Annotated in this window: 20 protein-coding genes; all 20 read right to left on the reverse strand. The window is 62.4% G+C overall.

All coding sequences use genetic code 11. From position 1 onward, the window contains the following. Positions 1-1802: 1802 nt before the first annotated feature. Positions 1803-2684 carry a CsgG/HfaB family protein gene (locus tag ABDX87_RS00780; protein WP_346831116.1) on the reverse strand — a complete coding sequence of 294 codons (882 nt, stop codon included), beginning with the start codon at positions 2682-2684 and terminating at the stop codon, positions 1803-1805. Positions 2685-2716: 32 nt separating this feature from the next. Then, positions 2717-3130 (reverse strand): curli assembly protein CsgF, encoded by a 414-nt coding sequence (locus tag ABDX87_RS00785; protein ID WP_346831117.1) that lies wholly within the window; start codon positions 3128-3130, stop codon positions 2717-2719. Further along, positions 3127-3561 carry a curli production assembly/transport protein CsgE gene (gene csgE, locus ABDX87_RS00790; RefSeq protein ID WP_346831118.1) on the reverse strand — a complete coding sequence of 145 codons (435 nt, stop codon included), beginning with the start codon at positions 3559-3561 and terminating at the stop codon, positions 3127-3129. The genes ABDX87_RS00785 and csgE overlap by 4 nt, the downstream gene beginning before the upstream one ends. Next, on the reverse strand, positions 3558-4172 hold the full coding sequence (locus tag ABDX87_RS00795) for a type II secretion system protein (RefSeq protein ID WP_346831119.1): 615 nt from the start codon (positions 4170-4172) through the stop codon (positions 3558-3560). The genes csgE and ABDX87_RS00795 overlap by 4 nt, the downstream gene beginning before the upstream one ends. Next, a complete protein-coding gene (locus tag ABDX87_RS00800; RefSeq protein WP_346831120.1) occupies positions 4147-4521 on the reverse strand; it encodes a type II secretion system protein in 375 nt (124 codons plus the stop codon). The genes ABDX87_RS00795 and ABDX87_RS00800 overlap by 26 nt, the downstream gene beginning before the upstream one ends. Before the next feature lie 3 nt (positions 4522-4524). Then, positions 4525-5004, reverse strand: a complete 480-nt coding sequence (locus ABDX87_RS00805; protein WP_346831121.1) for a type II secretion system protein — start codon at positions 5002-5004, stop codon at positions 4525-4527. Positions 5005-5006: 2 nt separating this feature from the next. Continuing rightward, positions 5007-6872, reverse strand: a complete 1866-nt coding sequence (locus ABDX87_RS00810; protein WP_431061197.1) for a secretin N-terminal domain-containing protein — start codon at positions 6870-6872, stop codon at positions 5007-5009. Next, on the reverse strand, positions 6869-7396 hold the full coding sequence (locus ABDX87_RS00815) for a hypothetical protein (protein ID WP_346831122.1): 528 nt from the start codon (positions 7394-7396) through the stop codon (positions 6869-6871). Before ABDX87_RS00815 ends, ABDX87_RS00810 begins: the two co-directional genes overlap by 4 nt. Next, complete coding sequence (locus ABDX87_RS00820) at positions 7396-7944, reverse strand: GspMb/PilO family protein (protein ID WP_346831123.1); 549 nt, start codon at positions 7942-7944, stop codon at positions 7396-7398. The genes ABDX87_RS00815 and ABDX87_RS00820 overlap by 1 nt, the downstream gene beginning before the upstream one ends. Further along, positions 7931-8476 (reverse strand): PilN domain-containing protein, encoded by a 546-nt coding sequence (locus ABDX87_RS00825; protein WP_346831124.1) that lies wholly within the window; start codon positions 8474-8476, stop codon positions 7931-7933. The genes ABDX87_RS00820 and ABDX87_RS00825 overlap by 14 nt, the downstream gene beginning before the upstream one ends. Before the next feature lies 1 nt (position 8477). Beyond that, positions 8478-9281, reverse strand: coding sequence for a hypothetical protein (locus ABDX87_RS00830; protein WP_346831125.1), 804 nt, complete (start codon positions 9279-9281; stop codon positions 8478-8480). After that, positions 9262-10977 carry a GspE/PulE family protein gene (locus ABDX87_RS00835; RefSeq protein WP_346831126.1) on the reverse strand — a complete coding sequence of 572 codons (1716 nt, stop codon included), beginning with the start codon at positions 10975-10977 and terminating at the stop codon, positions 9262-9264. Before ABDX87_RS00835 ends, ABDX87_RS00830 begins: the two co-directional genes overlap by 20 nt. 118 nt (positions 10978-11095) lie before the next feature. Continuing rightward, a complete protein-coding gene (locus tag ABDX87_RS00840; RefSeq protein ID WP_346831127.1) occupies positions 11096-11638 on the reverse strand; it encodes a response regulator in 543 nt (180 codons plus the stop codon). A gap of 229 nt (positions 11639-11867) precedes the next feature. After that, the gene (locus ABDX87_RS00845; RefSeq protein WP_346831128.1) at positions 11868-12839 is read right to left on the reverse strand and encodes a peptidylprolyl isomerase; all 972 of its coding nucleotides are present in this window, start codon (positions 12837-12839) and stop codon (positions 11868-11870) included. Positions 12840-12853: 14 nt separating this feature from the next. Further along, positions 12854-14434 (reverse strand): ABC transporter substrate-binding protein, encoded by a 1581-nt coding sequence (locus ABDX87_RS00850; protein ID WP_346831129.1) that lies wholly within the window; start codon positions 14432-14434, stop codon positions 12854-12856. A gap of 10 nt (positions 14435-14444) precedes the next feature. Next, on the reverse strand, positions 14445-15056 hold the full coding sequence (locus tag ABDX87_RS00855) for an SCO family protein (protein WP_431061297.1): 612 nt from the start codon (positions 15054-15056) through the stop codon (positions 14445-14447). A 47-nt stretch (positions 15057-15103) separates the two neighbouring features. Next, the gene (locus tag ABDX87_RS00860) at positions 15104-15754 is read right to left on the reverse strand and encodes an SCO family protein (protein ID WP_346831130.1); all 651 of its coding nucleotides are present in this window, start codon (positions 15752-15754) and stop codon (positions 15104-15106) included. After that, on the reverse strand, positions 15751-17772 hold the full coding sequence (locus ABDX87_RS00865) for a cytochrome D1 domain-containing protein (RefSeq protein ID WP_431061198.1): 2022 nt from the start codon (positions 17770-17772) through the stop codon (positions 15751-15753). The genes ABDX87_RS00860 and ABDX87_RS00865 overlap by 4 nt, the downstream gene beginning before the upstream one ends. A gap of 106 nt (positions 17773-17878) precedes the next feature. Further along, positions 17879-23725 (reverse strand): manganese-oxidizing multicopper oxidase MnxG, encoded by a 5847-nt coding sequence (mnxG, locus tag ABDX87_RS00870; RefSeq protein ID WP_346831131.1) that lies wholly within the window; start codon positions 23723-23725, stop codon positions 17879-17881. A gap of 331 nt (positions 23726-24056) precedes the next feature. Continuing rightward, positions 24057-24704, reverse strand: coding sequence for a lytic transglycosylase domain-containing protein (locus ABDX87_RS00875; RefSeq protein ID WP_346831132.1), 648 nt, complete (start codon positions 24702-24704; stop codon positions 24057-24059). Between the last annotated feature and the right edge of the window lie 102 nt (positions 24705-24806).

Below are 24806 nucleotides of genomic sequence, written 5' to 3' on the forward strand. Positions count from 1 at the left end.
CGTCAGATCGTGCATGCCCACGCGGAGCGTTGATCGTTCCCACGCTCCGCGTGGTAACGCAGCGACTGACGCTCTGCGTCAACGTGGACGCGGAGCGTCCTTGCAGGCATCCCCACACAGAGCGTGTGGACAATCATATTTCGCCTGCGCTGCGATACCTGTGGGAGACGTCCGAGGTTACGAGGGCAGCGAATGCGGTGGGTCAGGTCCATCAAAGCTGAATGACACGCTGCATTCGTCAGCAAGCTGACTCCCACCGGTCTGAGGTAGACCGCGTGGATACTCTCAAACGGTAGGAGCGCTTGTCCGCGATCTGCCGGGCACCGGCAGCAAGACCTGTGCATGCGGGGCAACAGCCAGAATCGAGTCGTCTGGTTTTGCTACCGCTGCGCGGCAGATCGCGGGACAAGCCACGCTCCTACAGGGACCGAGCCCACCTGACGTTTCTGGCTTTGGTCTGAAGCTGACGTTCGTCGCATTTTCGATTCAGGCATCAATGTCTGGTCCTACCCATAATTGTAGGAGCGTGGCTTGTGTCTGGGCCGCATCCGGACGATCTGCCGGGCACCGGCAGCAAGACCGGTGCATGCGGGGCAACAGCCAGAATCGAGTCGTCTGGTTTTGCTACCGCTGCGCGGTAGATCGCGGGACAAGCCACGCTCCTACAGGGACCGAGCCCACCTGACGTTTCTGGCTTTGGTCTGAAGCTGACGCTCGTCGCATTTTCGATTCAGGCATCAATCGTCTGGACTCCAAATTTCACTGTAGGAGCGCGCTTGCCCGCGATCTGCCGGGCACCGGCAGCAAGACAGGTGCATGCGAGGTGTCAGGCAGAATCGAGTCGTCTGGTTTTGCTACCGCTGCGCGGCAGATCGCGGGACAAGCCACGCTCCTACAGGGACCGAGCCCACCTGACGTTTCTGGCTTTGGTCTGAAGCTTACGCTCGTCGCTGTTTCGATTCGGTCATCCATCATCTGGACTCCAAATTTCACTGTAGGAGCGCGCTTGTCCCGCGATCTGCCGGGAACCGGCAGCAAGACCGGTGCATGCGAGGTGTCAGGCAGAATCGAGTCGTCTGGTTTTGCTACCGCTGCGCGGCAGATCGCGGGACAAGCCACGCTCCTACAGGGACCGCGTCGACCTGATGTTTTTGTTTTTGGTCTGGAGCTGACGCTCCTCGCTTTTTGATTCGTGCATCCATCTCCCGAATTCCACTTCTCATTGTAGGAGCGTGGCTTGCCCGCGATCTGCCGGGAACCGGCAGCAAGACCTGTGCATGCGGAGTGTCAGGCAGAGTCGAGTCGCTTGGTTTTGATCGTTCCCACACTCCGCGTGGTAACACAGTGAATGACGCTCTGCGTCAACCGGGACGCAGAGCGTCCTCAAAGGCATTCCCACGCGGAGCGTGGGAACGATCATATTTCGTCTGCGCAGCGATACTTGTGGGAGACGTCCGAGGTTACGAGGGCAGCGAATGCGCTCAGTCGGCTACATCGGCGGTAAATGACACGCTGCATTCGTCAGCACGCTTAGTCCCACCGGCCTTAGGTGAACCGCGCGGGTACACTCAAATTGCTCTCCGCGTTGATCGTCCCCACGCTCCGCGTGGTAACGCAGCGACTGACGCTCTGCGTCAACCAAGACGCAGAGCGTCCGAACAGACATTCCCACGCGGAGCGTGGGAACGATCAACGATCATCAAGGCGGAACAGTTTGGCCGTTAGGCCGAACCAGAGAATTCAGCGACACCTGCGGCTTTGGATACTTGCATACGGCCATAATTTAACCAGCGCAGCGCCCCTCACTGCCCTTCTTCCGCCGGCTTGTTCTGGCTCAAATACCGGTCCAGCGTCTCATTCGGCGCACTGGTATCCCCGGCGATCTGCCACATGTGCCGCTCGATCCCCTGCGCCACCAGGTGCCCCACCGCCGCCTCGATCGCCGACAGTACACACAACTGCGCAGGCTCGTTCGTGGTATAGCCGGCTTCCAGTTCCAGCAACTTCTTGAACTCCACGAACTTGAACACCCCGGCGTTGTAACTGGTCGAGTAAATGGTCTTGCTGGTCATTACATTCGCCAGCACCTGACCACTGCGGACGTCCACCGCCCGCAAGTTGATGGTCACCTGATCCACACGGTATTCCTGAGAAGCACCGATCCCCAGGTAACGCGCGCCCTCCCCGCCACTGCGCACGTTGGTGTCGTACGCCACGATGCCGCCTTCGAGCATCAGGTTCGCCGCTTGCAAGGGCGGCAGTTCGTTGGGCAGTTGCACGTTTACCGGCGCACCATTGGGGCCCACCACGGCCGGCGGTTTTTTCTGCGAGGCGCGGATGATCTTGCGTTCGGTCAACAGGTTCTGCAGCCCTTCGCGTTCGAGCACCACGAACCAGCCGCTGGCCTGCATCGCATCCATCAGCATGCTGGCGGCGCCCTGGGTGACGCTGGTGGAGAAGGAACTGGCCGGGGTCGGTTTGTACTGCCCGGTCTGGTCACGAAAGCCATAGACCACCGCCACCAAACGCCCTTTGGGCCGGGGCATGGACAACAGGTCGTAGTAGGTCGACGCGCGCGGCGTCAGGGTCGGGGTTTCCTTCGCCTGTTCAGCCGGCATCGGCTCGCGGACGGCGCAGCCTTGCAGGGCAGCGACCAGCATCAGAAGGGTGATGCACTTTTTCATGGTCTTTCGCTCCTTTGGAACTTCAGCACCCGTCAGTTGGAGGTGAGTCCGTTGACGTTTACTTCCGAAATTTCGCCTGTGGCCCGATCGGTGATCTGAATACTCAAGGAGCCCGAATCGTCGATGACGTTGACGATGAAGGCATCCGTGGTCAGGCTGCCGCTGTTGCCGTTACGGATGTTGGTGAGCACCTGGGACAGCAGGCTTGATTGCAGTTGCTGGCTGAACCGCTCCAGTGCCGTCGTCCCGGCCGTGGATGACCGCTTCAGGTCAGGATCCTTGAAGTCGTTCTGCGCCTGGGCTTCGTTAAGCAGCGTGGGGCCGTTGAGCGGATTGCCACCGAAGTTCGGGTTCACCGGCGTGTACACCAGTTCGGTGGCCTGACTCAGCACGCTGAATCCAGTCAGCAACAGGCAGGTCGAGACGGCGGTTATTGTTCTGTTCATAGTTCGTCCTTCCCCAGATCGATGTTGTCCTGCAATTGAACTTGCAGCTTGCGTTGAACCACGGCCGCGCGAACGTCGTCAGCTGCTTGCTCGGCCAGCTCGCGGGTTTCGGTGGCGTTGGGTGCGATAAAGCGGCGGTACACGATGCGCTGGTCGTACTCGACCCAGATCAGGCTGCCCCAGCGCGGGTCGGGCCGTTCACGCACCACGAGGTTGAAATCCAGGCGGCTGGTGGCGCGCAGCCGGTCGGTGAAGGCGTTGTAGAAGTTATGGCCCACCAGCGAAATGCAGTCGTCGACGATGAACCCCATCATTTCGTCTTCCTCGTCGGCGTGCCCGACGGCGGCTGCCAGCCCGCCGATCAGCAACGCGGCACACAGCCCGATTTCTTTCAGACACAATGCTTTGAGGTGGAGGCCGACAGCGTTCATTGACTGCCCCCTCCCAACGGTGTGCCCAAGGACGTTCCCAGCGACACACCCGGTCCGTTGCTCGGTGGTGCGCCCGCGGTGCCGGGCGCGCCTGCCGGGCGGTTGCTCGAGGATTCCAGAAAGGCTTTTTCGGCCACGAAACGCCAGTCGGCATAGCTGGTCATGTCTTCGAATTCCTGCCACTGCGGCGGAAAATTCGCGGTTTTCAGCGGGGTCTGGGTGGACAGGCTGTAGACACCGGTGATGCGGCCGTCGATGGACTTGGTCAGCCCCCAGTCGTTGCTGCCGGTCATGGGGTCGGGGTACAGGCGACGGATGTGCCGCTGAACCGACGGAAAACGATGGTCTTCGAGCAGTTCGTCCAGCGTGGCCGGGTACTGAGCCACGCCGGTTCCGCTGCGGTAATAGCTGCGCAGCGCCTGGGCGTACTGGGTACCGACCCAGATCAGTTGCACTTCGCGCTCATGGGCGCCAACGGTGGACCAGACCTGACCAACCGCTGCCAGCGCCGTGCCCATGAGAACGATCAGCATCATCGCGCTCATGTAGGTGAAGCCTTGCTGGCGTCCCGCAAACGCGAGCGACTTACCATTGACCGAAGAGACTGCCATCACGCGCCCTCCCGGTGGCCCCGCTCTTGATATCCGCCACCGTGCCTGCGACACCTTCCGGTGGCGGGACGATGACCCACATGTCATTGCGTTCGGTGATCGGATCGGTCGGCAGGTTGCGCAGATAACGGTGAGTGACCATATCCTCCAGCGATTCAGGGTAGTGCCCGGTGTCGCCGTAATAGTGATCCAGGGCTTCGCGCATCACCGACAGGCTTTGGCGCAGCGCCGTTTCTTTAGAGTTTTCCAGGCTGGAAAAATAGCGCGGCACGGCGATGGTCATCAGCGTGGCGATGATGGCCATGACCACCAGCAACTCAATCAACGTAAAACCCTTGTGCTTACGCATGGCTCACCACTCCGAGTAGGCAATGCCGTTGAGGCCCTTGCCGCGTGTTTTGGAGTAAACGTCGAACACATCTTCACCATCGCGGGGGTTCTGCGCCGGACTGTCGTAGGAACGCAGGCCCCAGTCGTCTTCCGCTTCACGCTTGGGTTTGCCAAACGGATCGCGTGGAATGCGGCGCAGGAAAAAAATCTTGGCGCCCTTGGGGCTGCGCAAATCCCGCACGCCCTCGACCAACACTTTGAGGTTGGCCGGGTAGCCGTTGCTGGCCACCGACTTCTCGATCCGCCCTGAGTCGGCGGCGCGCTTGTAGGCGTCCAGCGCATCGCGAATCTGGTACAACGCGGTGCGCAGTTCCTGCTCCTTGCCACGGCGGATGACGGTTTCGGTCAATGGCGCCGCGATGCTCGCCAGCAGACCGACGATGGCCAGGGTCACGACCATCTCGATCAGGGTGAAGCCGCGGGTGGCGCGCTGGCGGTTCATGCTCAAGGTCTCTCTGCAGCGGCGGCCGGTGCAGCCGAAGGCACGGCGGCCAGAGGTGCCGACCGGCCGTTGATTTCTACGGTCACGGGGGCCATGTCCGGGTTGACCGTGTTCATGCGCATGCTGGTTTCGGTGCCGGAATCAAACTCCATGTCGCTCGGCGCCTGATACGGCAGGTTGCGTACGATGCGCGGCGTGATCGACAGCACCAGCTCGGATTTGCCGACAGTGTCCTTATTGCTGCCGAACAGGCGGCCGATGCCGGGGATATCACCCAGGCCGGGGATCTTGTTGCCGGTGGAGCTGTTGTCGTTGCGCACCAGGCCGGCGAGGATCTGGGTTTCACCGTCGTGCAGGCGCAATGTGGTCTGTGCGTTACGGGTGTCGACCTGGACCGGAATCGTGCCTTGGCGGGTCGGTTCCAGCGGCGTGGCGTTACTCACTTCCAGCGCGATCTTGATCGCCACCTCGTTGTCCAGGTGCACGATGGGCGTCACTTCCAGCTTCAGACCGACATCCAGGTACGTGATGCTTTCAGTGATCACCGGACCCTGTGTCGACGGCACCGAGGTGGCGCTGATGATCGGCACGCGTTGACCGATATGAATCCGTGCCTGTTCGCGGTTGCTGACGCGAATGGTCGGGCTGGCCAGCGTGTTGACGTCGTTGTCCTGGGCGTTGATCTTCAGTTGCGGCGACGGCGAGATCGAGATCCGGCTGGAGTTGATCCCCTTCAGCTGGTTGAGCACGCTGACCGCGGTGCCGTCGCTGTTGATCACCCCGAAGGTGTTCGGCCATTGCAGGCCCAGGTCGAGGATGCGCTGACGGGCGACCTCCATCACTTCCACTTCCAGCACGACCTCAGGGTTGGACTGGTCCTGGGAGAAAAACAGCTTCTCGGCCATGCGAATGGCATCTGGCGTATCACGCATGGTCAGGGTGTTAAGGCGCTCGTCGATGAACACATCGCGGGTCTTGAGCATGGTCTTGACCATGTTCAGCGCCGTGTTGGCGTCGGTGTTGGTCAGGTAGAAGGTGCGCATCACCAGTTCCTGATAGTCCTTCACCTTCTGTGGCGAGTCGGGATAGATCAGCAGCGTGTTGTCGTTCACCACTTTCTGGTGGAGCTGGTTCTGTTGCAGCAGCAGATCAATGGCGTCCTCGATACGCACTTCACGCACGAAGATCGTGGCTTTCAAGTCAGCACGCATGTCTTTGTCGAAGATGAAGTTCAACCCGGCCACCTGGGACAGCACCTCGAAGATCACCTTGAGGTTGGCGTCGCGAAACTCCAGGGTCACCGGTTTTTCAAGACGGGTCTTGAGCTGCGGGTTGGACACGGAGTTGCGCGTGCGCATCAGTTCGACGTTGCGCATCAGCTCCATCGCCCCTTCGTGCCGTGGGTCCAGTGCCAGCACCTGACGGGCTTCGTGTTCGGCGCCGGTCAGGTCGCCGCGGCGCAGGCTGGTCTGGCCCTTGACCAGCATGTCGTTGATATTGCGCATCTGTTCCAACAGGTACAGCGCGTCCCGGGCGCGGCCGTTGCTGGGTTCGATGGCGATCACCCGCGAGTAGTCGATCGCCGCGCTGTTGAAGTCCCGTTGGGACCGCTCGGAATCGGCCTTGGTCAGCAAGGTCTTGACCACGCGCGCCTTGCCGGAGGTCAGGGCGATACGCAGGGTCGCGTCCCGAGGATTGGCATTGACGGCGGCTTGCAACTTGGCAAGGCCTTCTTCGTAACGCCCCTCCTCGATCAGGTCCTGACCGATGGCCCGGTTCATGTCCGATGTGCAGGAAGCCAAAATCAGCCCCAGCGCCAAGGTGAAGCCCAGCAACAACGCGTTCAACGACAACCGCAGCGGACTCATGGTGCACTCCCCACAGACAAGGTCTGCGCAAACTTCAACGGCAGATAGACGAGGCTCATTTCAGTGGCCGAGATGCGGTCGACTTTGTAAACGTCGTCGATCACATCACCGGCCCTGACCACATAGAGCCGTTCTCCGTTTTGCAGGAAAACCTGCAACTGCTGGCTGTCCTCCAGCTTGCCAATGAACTGGAACGGAAGGGGCGGTGCAGTGGGCACCGTAGGGGTAGCGGGTGCGCTGTTGAGCGCGGCCTGCTGTTCGGCGGTCACCACGGGGGCGACGTACCAGCTTTGTGCAGCGAACAAATCCAGTTGAGGCACGTTCGCCACATCGGGTTTGACAACGCCGCTCTTGTCGGAACTGGCCTTCGCGGTGGCGACGGCATCCCGATGTTTGCTCGTGACCGGCGCGGCGGCGCTGCTCAGATCCTGCGCCTGTTCGCCGAAAAACTGCTCGGGCACCCAGGCAATCAGCCCGCAGATGCCAAAGAACGCCAGCCAGCCTGCTACGCGACGAGTGTTCATCACGACCTCGACAGGTAAAGGGTCATGCGGATACGCCCGGTCAACTCGGTGTCGGCGATGCGTTTACGCTGAAAGTCCACATCCTCGACCACCACCGCTGGCAGCTCGGTCAGCAGCGCGTGCAGAAAGCGGCGCAGTTGCGGGTAGCTGCCCCGTACCGGAAGCAGGATCTGATAACGCGCCAGTTGGGTTTTAGGGTCGATGCCCAGCGAGTACTCGCCGCGCGCCAGGTTGATTTTTTCCTTGCTGGCCATGGCGTAGATGCGGTCGATGGCCGACGTGGCGTCCAGTTGGGTCGGCAGTGCGCGATGGAATTCGTCCAGTTGCTGTTGGGGCACCACGGGCAGCACGGCTGTGCCGTTGGCGACTTTCTCGAGAAACTCGCTGGCCTTCTGGCTGTTCTGACGCAGGCTGTCCAGTGACTGCCAGTCCGGCAGCAGGCCGAACACGCCGTACGCCAGCACCAGCACCACCAGTGCCGCACCGCCCAGCCCCGGCCAACCGGCCCGCTGAACATGTTCACGCAGAATCAGGCTAGGGACGGACATCGCTCACCTCCCAGGTGGCCAACAGGTTGAACACGATCTGTTTTTGCGGCGAGTTGGCGACGATCTCGTGATTGACCAACGAGACATCGCTCAACTCGGGGCTGTCCTCCAGCTGCCGGTGAAAGGTCAGCATCGCTTCCAGATCCCGCGCTTCGGCGGTGATCCTGACCTGGCCTTTGCGGGCATCGGGGCTCAGGCTGAGCAGCGCGATGTCCTTGCCGCGCAGGGTTTCCAGCGCGGCAAACAGACGTTCCCAAGGGCGGCGCAGTTGGGTGGAAATCTGCTTCATCTCCAGCAAACGCACTTCCTGTTCACGCTGTTGCGCCGGGGACAGACCGGTCACGGGGCCGGTGTGCACCTGCAATTTCTTCTGTGCATGGCCCAGTTGGCCTTGCTCCTCGTGAATCTCTTCGCCGATGACGTGGGCACCGGCAGCCATCGCCACGCCCAGCACCAGGCCAATGGCCAGAAGGCTCCAGCCCAGCGTGCTGCCACGACGTTGTGGCTGAAACTCCAGATTCAGGGCGCGCATGTCAGTTCACCGCTCTGGACATGATGTGCAGGGGATCCTGGGTGTCGGCCTGATCGGCGGGCAACTCTAGGGTCTGGACGCCCAGGATCAGCGGTGCATCGGTGTGACGGGCCGGCGCATGCACGAACAGGTCCACGGGTTTATCGCCGTTCAGGCCGTGCAACTCGCTCTCGCGGGCGATCATCGAGGCGAGCGCGGCATCGCTGTCGGCGATCCGCAACGAACGCACGGCGGACCAGCGCCCTTCCCTGGCCAGCAACAACGTGCTGCGACCGGGCTCGGCGACCACGAACAGGAAGTCACGATCGCCGAAGCTTTTGTGAAAGCGGTTGAACGCCGTCATCACGTAGGGTTGCACCGACACCAGGCGCAAGCCGAGTGCTTTGACGATGTCGCGCAGACGGCTGAGCAAGGCCTCTGGCAAGCCGACCGCGATGCGCGCCAGCCCGGCGTTTTCTGGCGACAGACTGAGCGTCCACGCTTCGGCCGATTTGCCAAAGGTGTCGTCGAAGTACGCGCTGGCGTAGGCGCGCAGCTCGTCCGGCGTGGTGATGTGCTCGCTCCAGGGAATCAGCCCGAAACGGCTGTAATGGCTGGACAACAGAACACTCAACCGGGCGCGGCCCTTGACGTGCTCGGTGAGTAACCGTTGCAGCGTGTCCAGCGCCAGGGTGGCGGTCGATTGGCGGTCGGCGATGAAGCCGGCGCTGCCCAGCCAGGTCTTGCCGCGCGCATCGCAGCGGGACAGACCGACGCCATTGGCGCCGATCACGGCGACGTAGTGATCACGAAATGAAAGTGACACGATTGATCTCCTCCAGCGTGGTCCGGCCATCGCGCACCAGTTCCAGTGCCGAGCCGCGCAACAGGCGCAGGCCACGGCCGCAGGCGTACTGCTTGATCTGGGAGATGGGTTTGCGCTCTACGATCATCTGGCGAATTTCGTCGTCCAGGTGCAGCAGTTCGGCGATGGCGGTCCGGCCGCGATAGCCGGTGCCACGGCAGCGGCCGCAACCTGCGCCGTGTACGAAGCGGTAATGGCCGCTGTCTTGCGCGCTCAGGCCAGAGGCCCGCAGTTCGCTCTCGTCCGGAACGACCGGCGTCGCGCAGCCGGTGCACACCAGGCGAATCAAGCGTTGGGCAACCACCGCGTTGAGGGCCGAGACAAAACTGTAGGGATCGACTTCCATCTGGGTGAAACGGCCAATCACGTCGAACACGTTGTTGGCGTGAATGGTGGTGAACACCAGGTGCCCGGTCAGTGCCGATTGCACGGCGATCTGCGCGGTGTCAGGGTCGCGGATCTCACCGACCATGATCTTGTCCGGGTCATGACGCAGGATCGAGCGCAGACCGCGGGCGAACGTCAGGCCTTTTTTCTCGTTGACCGGAATCTGCAGGACACCCGGGAGCTGGTATTCCACCGGGTCTTCGATGGTGATGATCTTGTCCACGCCGTGGTTGATCTCGGTGATCATCGCGTAGAGCGTGGTGGTCTTGCCGCTGCCGGTGGGACCGGTCACCAGCACCATCCCGTAAGGTTCGGCGGCCAGACGACGCAGGCTGCGCAAGGTGGCCTCTTCAAACCCGAGTGCTTCGAGGCTGACGCCGCTGACCCGATCCGCCAGGTCCTGTTTGTCCAGCACCCGCAGCACGGCGTCTTCACCGAAAATGCTGGGCATGATGGAAATGCGGAAGTCGATCTGCCGACCACTGATGCCGATCTTGAAACGACCGTCCTGGGGCACGCGCTTCTCGCCGATGTCCAGCTCGGCCATGACCTTGATGCGGGAGATCACTTGATCGGCAAACTCGGCACCCTGCACTTTACTGATGTTGTTCAGCACGCCATCGATCCGGTACTTGATCACCAGACCGCTGCCGGTCACACCCAGATGGATGTCGCTGGCGTGCATCTTAAGGGCGTCGTAGAGGGTCGAGTTGACCAGCTTGACCACGGCGCTCGCGTCTTCGCTGATGCTGGTCAGCGACAGGCTTTCGAGGTTGTCGTATTCGTGCTGTTCGTCGTCGTGGCTGCCCAACGCGGCGACAGCATGGAAGCCTTCTTCCTGGCGGGCAAGGTAGGCACCGAGGTCGGCGGCGTGACACAGGTACAGCGCGGCGCCCTGCAGGCACTCATCGATCCAGGCCAGCCGTGCGTCGTCGAAGGGGTCGGCGAACACGCCGATCAGCGTGTCTTCGTGGCGCAACATGACGAATTCGCGTTTCAGTGCCTGAGCCAGGCTGACCTGATCGAACTCGGGAGTGCATTTGAACAGGCTGGAGGCATCCAGCACCGGGTAATGTAAGGTGGCGCCAAGGGCGCGAATGAAAGCGGCGGGTTCAAGGTTGGAGAGAGCTTCAAGCGCTTCGATCGGACGTTCGCTTTCAGCAACGGCGCGTTCTCTGGCGGCAGTCAGGAGGCTGCCTGGAAAACGTGTGGGTGACTCGACTGGCTGCGCCAGTGGCGGTCTTTCGACTGCGAGCGTAAGACTTTCCATCGAATGCACTCCCGGACCCCAAAAAAGGAACCACACATTCGACGCGCCTGACCGTCCCTGGCCAGTGTGCCGTTCCCGGAGCGCTCAAGAACACGATTCCTGAGGCGTCCGGACCCGGCTAGAGTTTGCCCTCCCCATCGAGGACCGCTTTGTCGCCGTCAGGCGACGCGATCTGCTTGTTGCCGCGACGGTCCGAGTGAACCCAGGTACCGTCGTACAACTGCAACGGGAATGCCTCTGCCGGGCTGTGCCGCCGTTCGATGAACCCGGCCGCCGGTGGCGCCTGGCTCGTCGAACGTCGCTCAGTACCCAACAAGTCACAGACAGCTCGGGCCAGTTCGGCCAGCGGAAACGGTTTGAAGAGGATGTGGCTGACACCCAGATCAGTGGCCCGACCGCAGACTTCGCTGGTCGGATGGCCGGTGATCAGAATGAAGTAACAATCCTTCTGCTTACGTACCGCATCGAGTACCTGAAACCCTTCCATATCGGGTAGGCGAAAATCGAGAACAACCACGTCCGGTGCGAACCCTTGTGCAAGGTCGATGGCACCCGCGCCATCGTTCGCGACCCGGACATCCAGGCCCTTGGCCTCCAGATACGACTGGAGGTTCTGCGCCAGGATCTGCTCGTCCTCAACAACCAATACTTTGTTTAACAAGGTGGACTCCTGAAATCGGGACAGGTCCTGTGGCCCGGTCTGGGGATTCCCGCCTTGTATTGGTACAAGAGCACTGTTCATGCCAGACCCTCCACTTGAAAATTTCTTAGCCCATGCCACTGATTTTCTTCATTAAAAAAGAAAGACCATGGGCACCACCTCAACCCCACTGCTGGGGGCAGTCGCCATCGGGAACCGGATTTGCCCCCACATTCGGGGAAAACCCGGGTCATCGCTCTGCCACCCGCTCTATCTTGCTTGCCGCGCGCAATCGTTGCAGTGCGGCGGCCGTCGCTTGCGCCTGTCGCTGCTGATCCAGCGCCTGACGTGCCATGGCCAGTCCCTGCCGGTCGTCGATGGCGTTGCCTGAGACTGTGTTCTCAACTTTGATCAAATGCCAGCCGTAAAGGGTCCGTACGGGCTGACTGACGGTGCCGGGTGTCAGGCTGAAGGCAGCGTCGGCGAACTCCGACACCATGCTTTCACGAGAAAAATAGCCCAGATCGCCGCCTTCGGCTGACCGGCTGTCCTGTGAGTAGCGTTGAGCGAGGGTAGCGAAGTCCTCGCCACCGATGATCCTGGCCCGTAACTGGAGGGCTTGTTGGTAAACAGCGTCGACTTTCGCAGCGTCGGCGTTGGCGTCGAGTGGCAGCAGAATGTGCCGGGCATGAATGCGCGGCGAGAGCTGCCGGTAGAACGCCTCCACCTCGGCATCACGCGCTGGCGGCACCTGGCTCAGCTCGGAGAGCATGCGCTGACTGGTCAGTTCCCGACGCAGGTACTCGGTGAATGTCTGGCTGTCGAAGCCGGCTTCCTCCAGGCGCCGATTAAAGATGTCATCGGAGGTGAACTCGTTACGCAGGGCGGTGAAGTTGTCCTGCACACTCTTTTCGTCGATACGCACGCCACGTTTGCCCGCTTCCTGCCACAGCAGTTCCTTGTCGATCAGGTCATCGAGTGCCGCGCTTCGAAGACGGCTGTACGCCACGGGATTGCGAATGGAGCCGACCATCCGTCCCTGGGCCTGCAAGTAGTCGGCGAAGTAGTGCTCCAGCTGCATCTGCCCGATCTCCACACCGTTGACCCGCGCCACCGCCACTTGGCCGAACGTGGGGTCTGCCACGGCTTCGGTGCGGCCCACCATGAGCAGCAAACCGGGCATCAAGAACGCCAACACGAATAAAATCAGCTTGAGCTTCATGGCGAAATCTCACTTCAGTTAGCAGCGTTGACCCTGGCGTATGGGCTGACCAGGTCAAAACGTTGTTGTTGCACATCCACCGTCACGACATGGGCGCCCGACATGCCCAGCCGACGCCCCGGTCCGAACCCCAACAGTGGGGTGAGCCCGGTGTTCACGTCATGCAACCCTTCCAGCGCCTTGACCAGTTGCTCGCGCGCGGGGTGACGACCGATCTGTCGCAGTGCCTCGGCGACCAGCAGCACCGAGCAATACGCATCGACCTGCAACACGGCGTACTGCCCTTTCAGCCCGCTTCGCGCTCGAACGCTGGCAAGGGCGGCCTTGCCCTCCTCCGTCCAGTCACCAGGAATGAACGGATACGCCAGAAACATGCGGCGGGAAAAAGATGCGGGGACTTGCCAGACATCGGCGGGCACCTGGGCCGAGGCCGCAAACAGATAAGGAGGCAACGCCGGGCCTTGCATCGACGATTGCAACGCCTGCGCCATCGGCACGAAGTCTGCGGAGCGCCCGAGGAAGAACAACGCTTTTGCAGCGGCCATGGATGCGTCAACCGTGACCGGTTGATCCAGTGAATAGGCTCTCAGACTGACATCGCTCCAGCCTTGTCCATTGAGGTGCTGCTTGAGGGTTTCGGCCTGGTGCTGATCCAGCGGATTGTCCTGATACACGATGAGCGTCTTGTCCGCTGCCAGTGCCAGGGTGTTCTGCGCGTAACCGGCCAGCGCCCGCAGTTGCTCGGAAGCACCGGGCAACGGTTCGAAGATCATCGGGCTGTCGCTTTCGCCACCCAGCAGAGAGACCGACCCCACCAACGGGACCCGGGCCTGCTCGATCAGCTCACCGATGCGACCGTCCAGCGCCGGAGCAAGGGGCGCAATCAACGCAAACACACCGTCTTCACCGGTCAGCGTCTGCAAGGCTGCCTCGGCAGTTTTCGCGTCAGGGCCGGGATCGACGATCTGCAGGGCCAGTTGCCGCCCATGAATGCCGCCCGCCTCGTTGATCGCGGCCAATGCGCCGTTCAGCACGGCGGCCATTGTCTCGCCCAATGGCGCCATCGCCCCCTGACTCGGCAGCAAGGTGCCCAACCGCAACGTCGAGCCTTGTATGCCGGGATCGCCGTCCTCTTCAATGCGTTTGAGGTAGGCCACAAGGTTGAGCTGATCCTGACTGGACATGACGAAACGCGGCATGGCGCTGTCCAGCGCATTACCGGCTGGATCGACGCCTTCGATGATGGCATGAGCGACAGCACCGTCGCTGTACGGCGGATGGCTGCGTCCTGCTCTGACCCGTTGACCGTAGGGCGTGCTCAGGCGTCGCCAAGTGATGTCCGGCGGACGCACGCCGCCTTCCGGTCGCCCACGGCCATCGGCGCCATGGCAGCCTGCGCACGGCATGGTCGAGGCAGGCACAACGGTGCCGGACACGCCAATGCGCGCCGATACCTCGGCACCGCTGACGGAAATGCCTTCGCGGTACAAACGTTTGCCAGCCGCCTCCGCCGGGCTCAGCTCCATGGCATGGGCCGCGCTCGTCAAGCACAACAGCAGGCTCAGCCTCAGGCTGAAAATCGCCAGCGACTTCATGGTCGACTCCTTAACGTCCGGCCACAGGCAAGGTCAGGAACTGCAAACGTTGAGCAATGGCGTCCACCGGCGCATCCGGACGGATCTTCGCCCAGCGCTTGTTCGCCACGTCCCCCACGATCAATTGTGTGGAGTGTTGTTCAGGGCTCGGAATCACTTGGCCCAAGCGCCCCAACACCAGGTTCATCTGCTCCTGCGTGCCGGTCAAAAAGCGCCAGTTGGGACCGTCGACCCCGTGTTTGGCCGCGAATGCCTTGAGCACGTCAGGCGTGTCGTTTGTCGGGTCGCTGGTCAGGGTGATGAAATACACCTGACGCGCCACCTCATCGCCCATCGCGGCCCGCACGTCCTTGAGCTTGCGCGTGATCAGCGGACAGGCGTCCTGGCAGTGGGTGAACACCACGTTGAGCAGCACCAGCCGATTCTTGAGCTCGTCGCTGTAGAAGCGCACGGTGTTGCCGTCCTGATCCTTCAAGGGCGTGTCGGTGAAATATTCCTGGGCGTCGTGAGTACCACTGGACGGCGGCGCGACCTGCACAGGCGACACCTTTGCCAGGGTCGGTGGTTCATGGGCTTCATGGGCCATCAACGCGGGCACGACCGACAGCAACGCCAGCCCCATCAGCCATCCTCTGGTCGACCGGCGGCCAGTACCAACGGCTATCCGGCTCATTGCTGTTCCCCCATCACGTACACCCCGTGACGACCGCTTTTGGACGCGCGGTCGCCGCGCAATTGTTCCACCCGTTCAACCAGCAAATCAGGGTCGGTAAAGCCGTAGAACCGCGTCCAGTGGCTGCTGCGCCCATCGCCGACCATGATCAGCGGCGGGTGATTTTGGGGGTCGGCGGTCCAGGTGCCGAGGCCTTTGAGGGTGGCGTCGATGGCCTGCGGGGTGCCGGTCAGCCACGCCCAGCCAGGGCCGTGCTGGAACCGGTTGGCGTACGTGAGCAGGCGCGGTGCGGTGTCGCGCAGCGGATCGACCGTGATGGAGACGATCTGCACCTCGGTGCCGACTTTCGCACCCAATTGCTTTTGCACCCGGGACATGATCGAGGAGATCACCGGGCACACCGTGGTGCAAGTGGTATAGATAAAGCCCATGACCACGATCCGGTCGCTGACCAGATCGTGCTTGAGGTTGACCGGCTCGCCGTTCTGGTTGGTCAGTTTGACGTCGGCGAAATGCACCACCGCACTGTCCTGTTTCACGGCGGCCTGCGGCGGCGCGTGATCGACGCCGCCATGGGCGTGCGCCGATAGGGTGAGTCCCTGAGCAATCAGCATGGCCAACATCGATACTGCAATGGCATTTTTCATGGCGTCGTCCTGTCGGAAACTGCAGGGCTTTGGTTGCTCAGGTGAACCGGCGAGTTGTCGACCGGCATTACCCGCAAGCTGGCGTAGGATTGTTCGTTGGCGCGGATGCCCAGGGATTCGGAGCGCGCGTGGAGGTAATACGCGCCGGTCTCGCTCAGGTCCGCCTGAGCTTCATAGATCCCCTCGCCGACTTCCACCGCCAGCACTTCTCGTGGCCGGGAGCTCGGTGCGAGGAAATAACGCAAATACACGTCTTTGGCGCCGGTCATGGGGGTGTTGTCGCGGCCCTGAACCAGGCGAATACGGATTGGCACCAGTTTGCCCACCGGTTCGAAACGGCGCTCCAGCAGAAAGGTCACGCGCGGGATCGCCAGGCGTTTTTCCAGCGCCGGGTTCACCTCGATCTGCGCGGTGAAACAGTGAATCACCTGGGGCTGGTTGAGCATGAATGCCACGTCGAATTTACCCGCGCTCGGCAGGCGCACCCGTGAGCTGTACACCCCTGGTTCAACCTCACGCAGACTGCGGTCGACCACCCGTACCGCACGCGCCGCGTTGCCCCGGTTGGGGTAACCGGACATCGGTGCGTTCATGCCTTCGGCATAGAAGTAGGTGGTGTTGTCCACGGGATTGACCACGAACACCGCATCGTTGTCCCGCGCCGGGCTCAGGCCAGCGGCGAGCGGCAAATCCCCCGCCAGGCGGGGTGCGGCGGGTCCGGCTTCGAACGATTGCAGGATCGGCTTGCGGTCCTTGCCCAGGCTGGACAGGTTGACCATGGTCACCCGCGGCGATGCCAAACCACGGATGTACGCGTAGTTCTGCGTCACGGTGACCTGAAACGGCTCCGGCGACACCTCCAGGTCATGCACGACGCTGTCGCTGGAGGCATCAATCACCAGGGCATGGCTGGTGAGGGTGTTGAGCACGAAACCATAGCGACCGTCTTCGCTGAAACTCATCGGGCCCAACCCTTGCTGCGAGGCAATGACCTTGCGCACCTCCAGGCTGCGCGCATCGATCACGGTCACCGAGCCGTCCTGACCATCGGCGACATACACCGCCTCGGACAGCGGCGAATAGGCAACCGACAGCGGATGAGCGCCGGTTTTCAGGGTTTTGCTGCGCGTGAGCGTCGCGATGTCGAAGACACCCACCGTGCCGGCGTCACGGCTGCTCACGAAGGCAAATCGTGAGTCCTTGCTGAAGGCGATCTCGTGATGGCCGGTGCCGGTCTGCAAGAAGCTCAGGACCTTCATCGACTGCGTATCGATCACGGTCACGCCGCTGGCGCCCTCGCTGGCAGCGTTGTTACCCACCCACAGGTAACGCTCGTCCGGCTGCAGCGCCACCCGCAACGGGTTCTCGCCGGCCGGGATGTTCAGCAGGACCTGGAATTTTTCCGCATCGATCACCGCCACCTCACCTGCGCCGGGCATCGACACGAACACCCGCTTGTCATCGTTGGTGGAGGTCCAGTCCATGCCGGGCTGCTTGAGCGCGATGCGGCTCATGGTGCTGGTGATCCCGCCCACCGAGACCGTCGGGTCGATCACCGTCGCGCTGGCGTCCTTGTTCAACACCATCAGAAAGTAACTGTTGAGGTCCAGCAAGGGCCGCGCGCCGATGGTGCTTTTCAGGTACAGCCCGACCCGCGACTTGCATTGCGCATCGTGGGAGCCGGCCTTTTCCTCGGCCACCGCCGGGTCGAGCCAGGCCCCGGGGGCGACGCCCGGCAACGGTTGACCGGTAGCCGTGTCGGTCACGCTGAAGCGCACGTCGGCAAACATCCCCTCCATGAGCGGGCCGCTGTTCAACGGCCGGGCTTCGAACTTGACGGTCACACCGTTTTTCACCAACTGCTGCTTGTCGCTGGCCATGCTGGGGATCGCCTGCGGACTGTCGCCTTCACTCAGGGCCAGGCTGGCGTCCTTGAGCGGCTCACCGGAGTGCCCCATGACCACCAGGGCCACCGCCAGCGCGCCGCCGGCAAAACCACCTCTGATCCATCCATTCACGCTGCACCCCCTGTGGAGCGGGCGCCAGTGCGCCGCTCCGATGAGTTGTGTCTGACCCGCGCCGATTGTTCTTGTACGCGCGGGCGGCTGGTTCGCAAGCCGGGCGCTAAGGCGCCGCAGCAGGTTCTGGATCGTTGGTGACCCGCAGGATGCCCCACAGCCCCGACGTGTTGCCGAACCCGGCATGGTCGCGGAACAGGTAATCCCCCGGCACAGCGTTCGCACCCCCGGCACTCGGGAACATGAGGCTGAAGTGCGCGGCGGGCAGGAGGCTCTCCTGGGCGCCGATGTACAGCGACATCGGGTTGTAGGCGAATCGCACCGACCCCACGCCCGACGGCCCCATCGGATAGCCGCCGGTGTCGGACTTCTCGGCCTGGAACGGATGCATCGGCCAGACATGACCGTCCAGCTGGAAGGTCGTGCCGCGACTGCCGCCGCCCGGCACCGTCAGATGCGTACGGAACGGCTGCCCCGGTTTGACGTACAGCACCGGTGTTTGCGGATCGCCGCCGACCAATGCGTTGCTGTAGGCCATGTGCGCGTTCGGCACATCGGCAAAGCCATGACCGTCGGCGTGGCCGAACGGCGCATCCGGGGACAGGCCGAACCGGTACCACAGCGGCTCGGTTCGGTAGTTGATGGCCATGCCGGAGTTGTCCTGCGGATCCGCCGGTACGCCATTGCCTTCGGCCGCCAGGTTCTCTACGGGCCGTCCATTGCCCCAGCGCATGTTCAGCGACTTCTGCATGACCAGCATGAAGTCCCGGTAGGCGGTCTGCCCGGTGACGCTCACCGTGGCGTTGGCCCGGGATTTGGTGTCCTCGGTCCAGGTCGCACCCAGCGGCATGATCGCCATGGCACCTGCCAGGCCTTTCTGCGGCTGCTTGATCATGTCTGCCGACGTCAGGTTGAAGCCGCCGAACTCCACAGGCGTGGTGTTGATGTTGTCCACGGCACGCCCCAGCTGCGACACCGGTTTGCCTTCGCGCTCCAGATGCCCCGCGTAGTACTGATAGGTGCGGGTTGGCCAGGCGCCCGATGTGCCGGCCCGAGGCGCAATGGTCTGCACCGGGTTGAGGCCGACGTTGAAGCCGTCCGACTTGGTGATGTCGTAAGCCAGCAACTGCGTGTGCATGCCCACGTGGCTCGATGGACGCATCAGGTTGTTGTTGAAGGTCGTCGAACCCTGCGCACTGTTGCGGTCACGTTTGACAGTACCGGCCATGACGGCGTAGGTCGGCAGGTCGGGCATGGCCGTTGGCAGGCGGTTTTCCAGGGTCACGTTGATGCAGTCGCCCGCACCGGCACGCAACATCAGCGGCTCGATCGGTACACCGGCCTTGAGCTTGCCAGTGATCGGGTCGAGATCGGCCTTGCGTACATACAGGATCGCGGTCGGATCGTGCAGCGGCCCGGCATGTCCACCGATGGTGAAGGTCACGCCATCCTCCGGATCCGTGACGGTGGTCTGTGGAATGGTCACCGCACGCTTGTTGTAGACCAGCGTACCGCCCGCCGGATTGAGCGGCGCACCAACGTGCTGCCCCTGCCCTGCGGCGTCGCCAACCGTCAGGTTCAGCGGATTGCCGAGGATGTCGTTGGCCAGTGCGACCACCACCTCGAAGTTGCGCTGCACGGTTGGCCGCGTTCCGACTCCGTTGGCATTGGTGGTGTAGCGTGGGCAGATCCCGTCGAACGCCACCGTGTTGCGCGCAATGACCGGTTTGGGGTTGTTCGGCAGCGCGAACAGGTCACTGCGCTGCGACCCGTAGTTGCGCATGATGCCCCACATGCCGTTCCAGTAGCCTTCCAGCGAAGCGTCCATCGAGTACAGATAGTCGCCGGTGTCGCTGGCTGCGCTGGACACCATGGCAACAGGCGCGTTGAAGCCCATCTGTTCGGAGATGCCGACCATCTGCGAAGACTTCCAGCCCGAGTTGGAGCTGTTGCCGAAGCCACTGCCGGAGTGCAGCCACTTCACGCCGTGCAACGTCACGTTGTGTTCTTCCTCGTGACCACCGGCGTGCAGGCGCAAGCGCACATTGTCACCGGTATAGGTGCGCAGCATTGGTGTGAACGGATCGCCCGGCATGTCGCCACCCCGATTGATGTGTGGCGGGAACTGCGTGATACCGCCGGTAGGACCGGTCGCCGAGGTGATCGCGCTCGGCGCCAGGTTCAGCGCAGGGATCGCCCGGTCGGTACGGGTCTGCAGGGCGTACGCCAGGTCGCCGGCCAGACCATTGGCCTGCATGCCCGGCTTGCCATCCGGCGCCGTGCGGTTCGGGTCATAGACCCTCAGCCCGACCGGCTCATGACGGTAGTTGACGACGAAGATACCAGGGTCATCCACCGAAATGGCTTGCGGACAGGGTCGGGTCGGGCAGCCTTCCAGCTCGCCGCTGCCGACTTCCAGCACCGAATCCAGCAGATTGGCGGCCGCCTTGCGCCCTGGCGGGTTGATCGCGTAGCGGAAACTGTTGGCACTGGCAGGATAGGCGTTGCCATTCGGCACCCCGTTCGGGCCGGCCCCGACATACACACCCGCTTCATAGGCATGCACGAAATCGCTGTATTCGAGGAAGAACTCGCGGAAGCTGTCGTTCTTGCCGTCGCCGTCCAGATCGCCGGTGGAAATCACCGCTTGCCACGACGTCGGGCCGCCATCCTGACGCGCGCCGCTGTACAAAGGTTCGCCGGTTTCCGCATGGAACCAGGTGGAGCCGGCAGGTTCAGCCAACACGGTGGCATAGAGGCCCAACTGCTGGTGAGTCGATGGGCCGAGGTGGTCGTGGGTGAAGATGGTGCCCAGGCCACGGTCGACACCTCGCGTGTTGACCACGGGGTCGGCGAACCAGCGCTGCATGGCAGTGCGGGCGCCCATCCAGTCGGCCCGGCCGAACTGGCCGAAATAAGGGTGTGCCTTGGCTTTCGGACACGCCGGGGTGCCGTCGCGGGCATCCGCCTCCGTGCAATTGTTGAAAGCGCGGATGGCGTGCACACGCTCCACCACGGTCGCCGGTGAAAGCAGCCCGTCTTCGTAGTTCCAGCCGTTGGCCGAACCATCGGCGGCGGTCAGGTCCCATTTGGGCAGGTGAATGTGTTGACCGATCACGTCGGTGGGCGTGCGCACCTGATAATCGTCCAGCTCGTAGTAATTCGGGATCAGGTTGGTCTGCTGGTACATCACGCAATCAAAGGTGTTGATGCGCATCACCAGCGGCTCAGGCGGACGTTGTTTGTTGATAACCGGCCATACGTCCTCCCACAGCGCCAGGATGCGCGCTTGCGGGAAGTGGTAGCCCACCTTGTTGTACACCGCGTCGAATTGCAGGTTGGCGGCTTTATAGATACGCGGGTGATCGGCGCTGTACTGCGAAGACCCCGTGAACGACATGCCGCTGCCCGTCTCACCGCTGTTGAACATCCCGTTGCCCGCCATGGACGTCAGGCGCTTGCCCCGATCGTCCATGCACGGTTCATAGAAGGGTGCGCCCGCCACCGGCAAGGCACCGTTGGTGCGGAACGCCTTCGCGACCACTTGCTTGCCGGGCAGCAAGGCAAAACTTGGGTGATCCGGTTTGGAATGGAACAGCATGGCGGCCTGCTCCACGTCCGTACCTTCTTCAGGCATGAACACGGCCTTGGCCTTGTGGACCACTTTCGACAGATCGGTGGCGGTGGTGACCGTTTCGGCTTCCCCGCCCGCCGCGACGCCATCCAGCGCGTGGCGTGGCAAGCCGCCATCCCAGCCGCCCGATTGCAGGGGATCGAGGTTGGCCCACAGCGCATTGCCGCTGTCGCGCAGGGCCTGGGCCTTGGCGCTGTCGAGCATGTCCAGGGGTGGGGTCGGCGGACGTTGTCCGACGGTGCTTTCCATGCCGCCGATCCAGAAGGGATAACCCGGGTTTTTCAATGAACCGTCGGCGTTGCGGTTGGCTTCGCTGCGGTCGACCAGGGCCACAGAACCGATGACCGCCTGACCACCCTCACCCGAGTGGCTGGCATCGTCGCCGCCCTGATCATCGTCGTCATCGCCATCATCGTCGTTGGCGGCCACCAACTCACCGAGTTTGGGCACCACGGCAACTTTGCCGGGCATGGGGGCCATGGCCTTGCCGGGCAGGGGCACGATGGCCGGTATTGGTGTGCCCGCTACGATTTCACCGTCCGGCAATGCGCGGGCACCCGCCGCCGGTTTACCGCTGCGCAAGGCAAACGGAGTGGTGTGGAACCCGTCGTTACTGGCCTGAGACACCTCAAGCCGGGTTCCTTCCTCGAATACGTCATGGATACGCCACATGGTCCACATGCCCTGGGCAAAGTGCGGATAGAAGTGACAGTGATAGATCGCATCGCCCGACACCCGGTTGCGGTTGCCCGAACCGCCGTTGGCGATTTCATAGGTATAGCCGCTGCCCGGACCGATGCCTTGGGCATCCATGTAATCGGAGTTGTCGTCGTTGGGGTTGAACAGCCACTGGTGTCCATGCAGGTGGAAGATGTGCTGTTCCTTGCCGTTATGGGTGTTGCGGATCTTCACCAGATCGCCGATGTAGCTGTGGTTGACGTTCGACGGTTCGGACGGATACAGCGCCATGCTCGCCTTGATGCCTGTCGCATCCCTGGGCGGTACCTGGCCGGGCAGGATCTGCTCAAGGCCGACGTTGGCTGGCACGTCCACCAGCATGCCGATGTCCCCCACGGTGTGGGAGCTGAGGAAGAACTCTTCATAGGCGCACGACAGGCAGTCGTGCATCGGCCCGACGCCCAGACGGTTGGCGATCACTTCAGCGCCGATACCGCCTGAGCCGTAGTTGATCATGAACGCGTCGCGGGTCGGTTCGAGCATGCGCCCGAACACGGGGTCGGCAAAGTAACCGGGGAACGCCTGGGTCACGGCGGATTCGTCGTTGAACACGGCAGCGAAATCGCGGAACGGTTCCAGTCGGTTGGGTACGGCCGGGTTGCGCTTGCCGATGCTTTCCAGCGGATAGGTGGAAGGCGGGAAGCTGCCATCCGGGTTGGGCCCCATCACAATGGCGTCGGTTTCGCTGTTGATGATCTCGTTGCCGTTGACCATGTTGACGATCGGCAGCCCCGCCTTGCCTTCGGTGATCCAGGGCTGGCGCTGCGGGTAGCGGGCTTCATAGTCGACGATGGGCTGACCGGTCGGCGCGCGGCCGACGCTGGCCAGGCGCATCTCCTCTTCGCTCAGGGTGTTGCGGTACATGCGCCCACCTTTAGGCACCACCACGACCTGGGCGAACAAGCCGTTGGCCATGTTGCCGGACGTGCCCTCCCCGCCGAAGGTTGCCGCCTGGCTGCTGGCACTGAAGGCGCCTTCACGCTCGGCGTACAAGGTATAGGAGCGCGTTGCGCCGGGAGCCAACAGGAAATTACCGTTGCGCCCGACGTTGGACGAGATGTCCGCAATGCTGTTGACCGCTTGCATGCCATTGACCGAGAAACCTACATAGCGCTCGCTGACCTGGTCGTTCACCACGAACTCGCCCGGCATGTTGGCGGCCGGGGTCTGGGCTTCGTCTTCGCCTTCCGGCACCTCCGGCCCTTCCATCTCGCTGTTCGGGTTGGCTTGCAGCGCCAGAAGGTTCTGCAAGGTGACGGTCAGACAATCCCCCGCCGCCACGCGTAACACCATCGGCCGCGGGCGTTTGTCGGGACGCAACGTCACCTTGCCGGGCACCGCAGCACCGCCTTTGGTGAGCAGGACGTTGTTTTCGTCGACCACATCACTGCGCAGGGCGTAGATCATGCCGTTGGCGTTTTGTGCGCCGAGCCGGTTGTACATCAGCGGTTGATCGAGTGCCACGACATTGGCGACCAGATTGCGCTCACACCGGATGGCGGCTTCGACGGTGTCCTCGACGGCGAACAAGGCACCGATCGACAGACAGAGATTGAGCAGACGGGATGGATTGGGCTTCATCGTGACGGGTCCTCCGCAACGGAAATCTCACATGACAGCGCATAACAGCCCTGAGCAACGTCCATGCCACAAAATCAAGGCTTAAAAATCAACGAGTTAGGTAACTGCGTCGTCAGAAATGGGGAAATGACAACGGTTCCGAACAACCCCCAGTCCCCGGAAGTGGGGCAATTCCCCACCTTGTTTTTTTCAGCTGAATTGCCTGAATCCCACTGTCTCCCCCACCTTTTAATCCGGACGGGAGGGCCAGTGGACCAGATGAGTCTTCACCGCCTGAACGTCAGTCTTCGCGAGCACGCTCACTTCCACAGTGGCACGTGCCCCTCGGGGTTCAATTGGCCAGTGCTGTCGAGGCATCACCCAGCAAACGGTGGTAATCACGCAGCACATCCGGCACGTAACGCTGGGTTTCGGCGAAGGGCGGGATCACGTTGCCGCGTTTGCTCACGGCTGCCGGGCCTGCGTTGTAGGCGGCCACGGCGAGCGACACGTCGTTGCCGAACATCACCATCAGTTGCTTGAGATAACGCGCGCCGCCCTGAATGTTCGCGCTCGGGTCCCAGACATTGGTCACCCCCATATCCCGTGCGGTGTCCGGCATCAACTGCATCAGCCCCGCCGCGCCCTTCACCGAGCGCGCCGAAGGGTTGTAGCCCGACTCGATGCGAATCACCGCGTGCAGCAACGCTTCGGGCAGTCCGTTGCTGGCCGCCGCCTGAGACACTTCCTGCGCATAGGGGCGTTGACTGGCGGTCATGCTTTTTTCGTCGGTGCCCGCCAAAGCGGTGCCGGCGGGTTGAAACGGGGGTTGCGACACCGGTTCGTGGAAGACGCTCTGAACGGCGCGACCGGCCCGCTTGACGTTGGAAATGATGATGTTGCCGTCGGGTCCCTTAGAGATATACACGTCGGCCTGAGCGGCCAGCGGCAGTATGCACAGCGTCAGCAATACGCCTCTGAACGTACGTTCAAAGTCCATCCGTGCCTCCTCTGGCACGCTCGCTAAAACTGGGGGTTATTCCCCACTCGCGGTGCCATGCAGGGGGTCAACGCAAAGGCTGTGCCGAACTGACACACCGCG

Source organism: Pseudomonas abietaniphila, from assembly GCF_039697315.1.
Classification (GTDB): domain Bacteria; phylum Pseudomonadota; class Gammaproteobacteria; order Pseudomonadales; family Pseudomonadaceae; genus Aquipseudomonas; species Aquipseudomonas abietaniphila_B.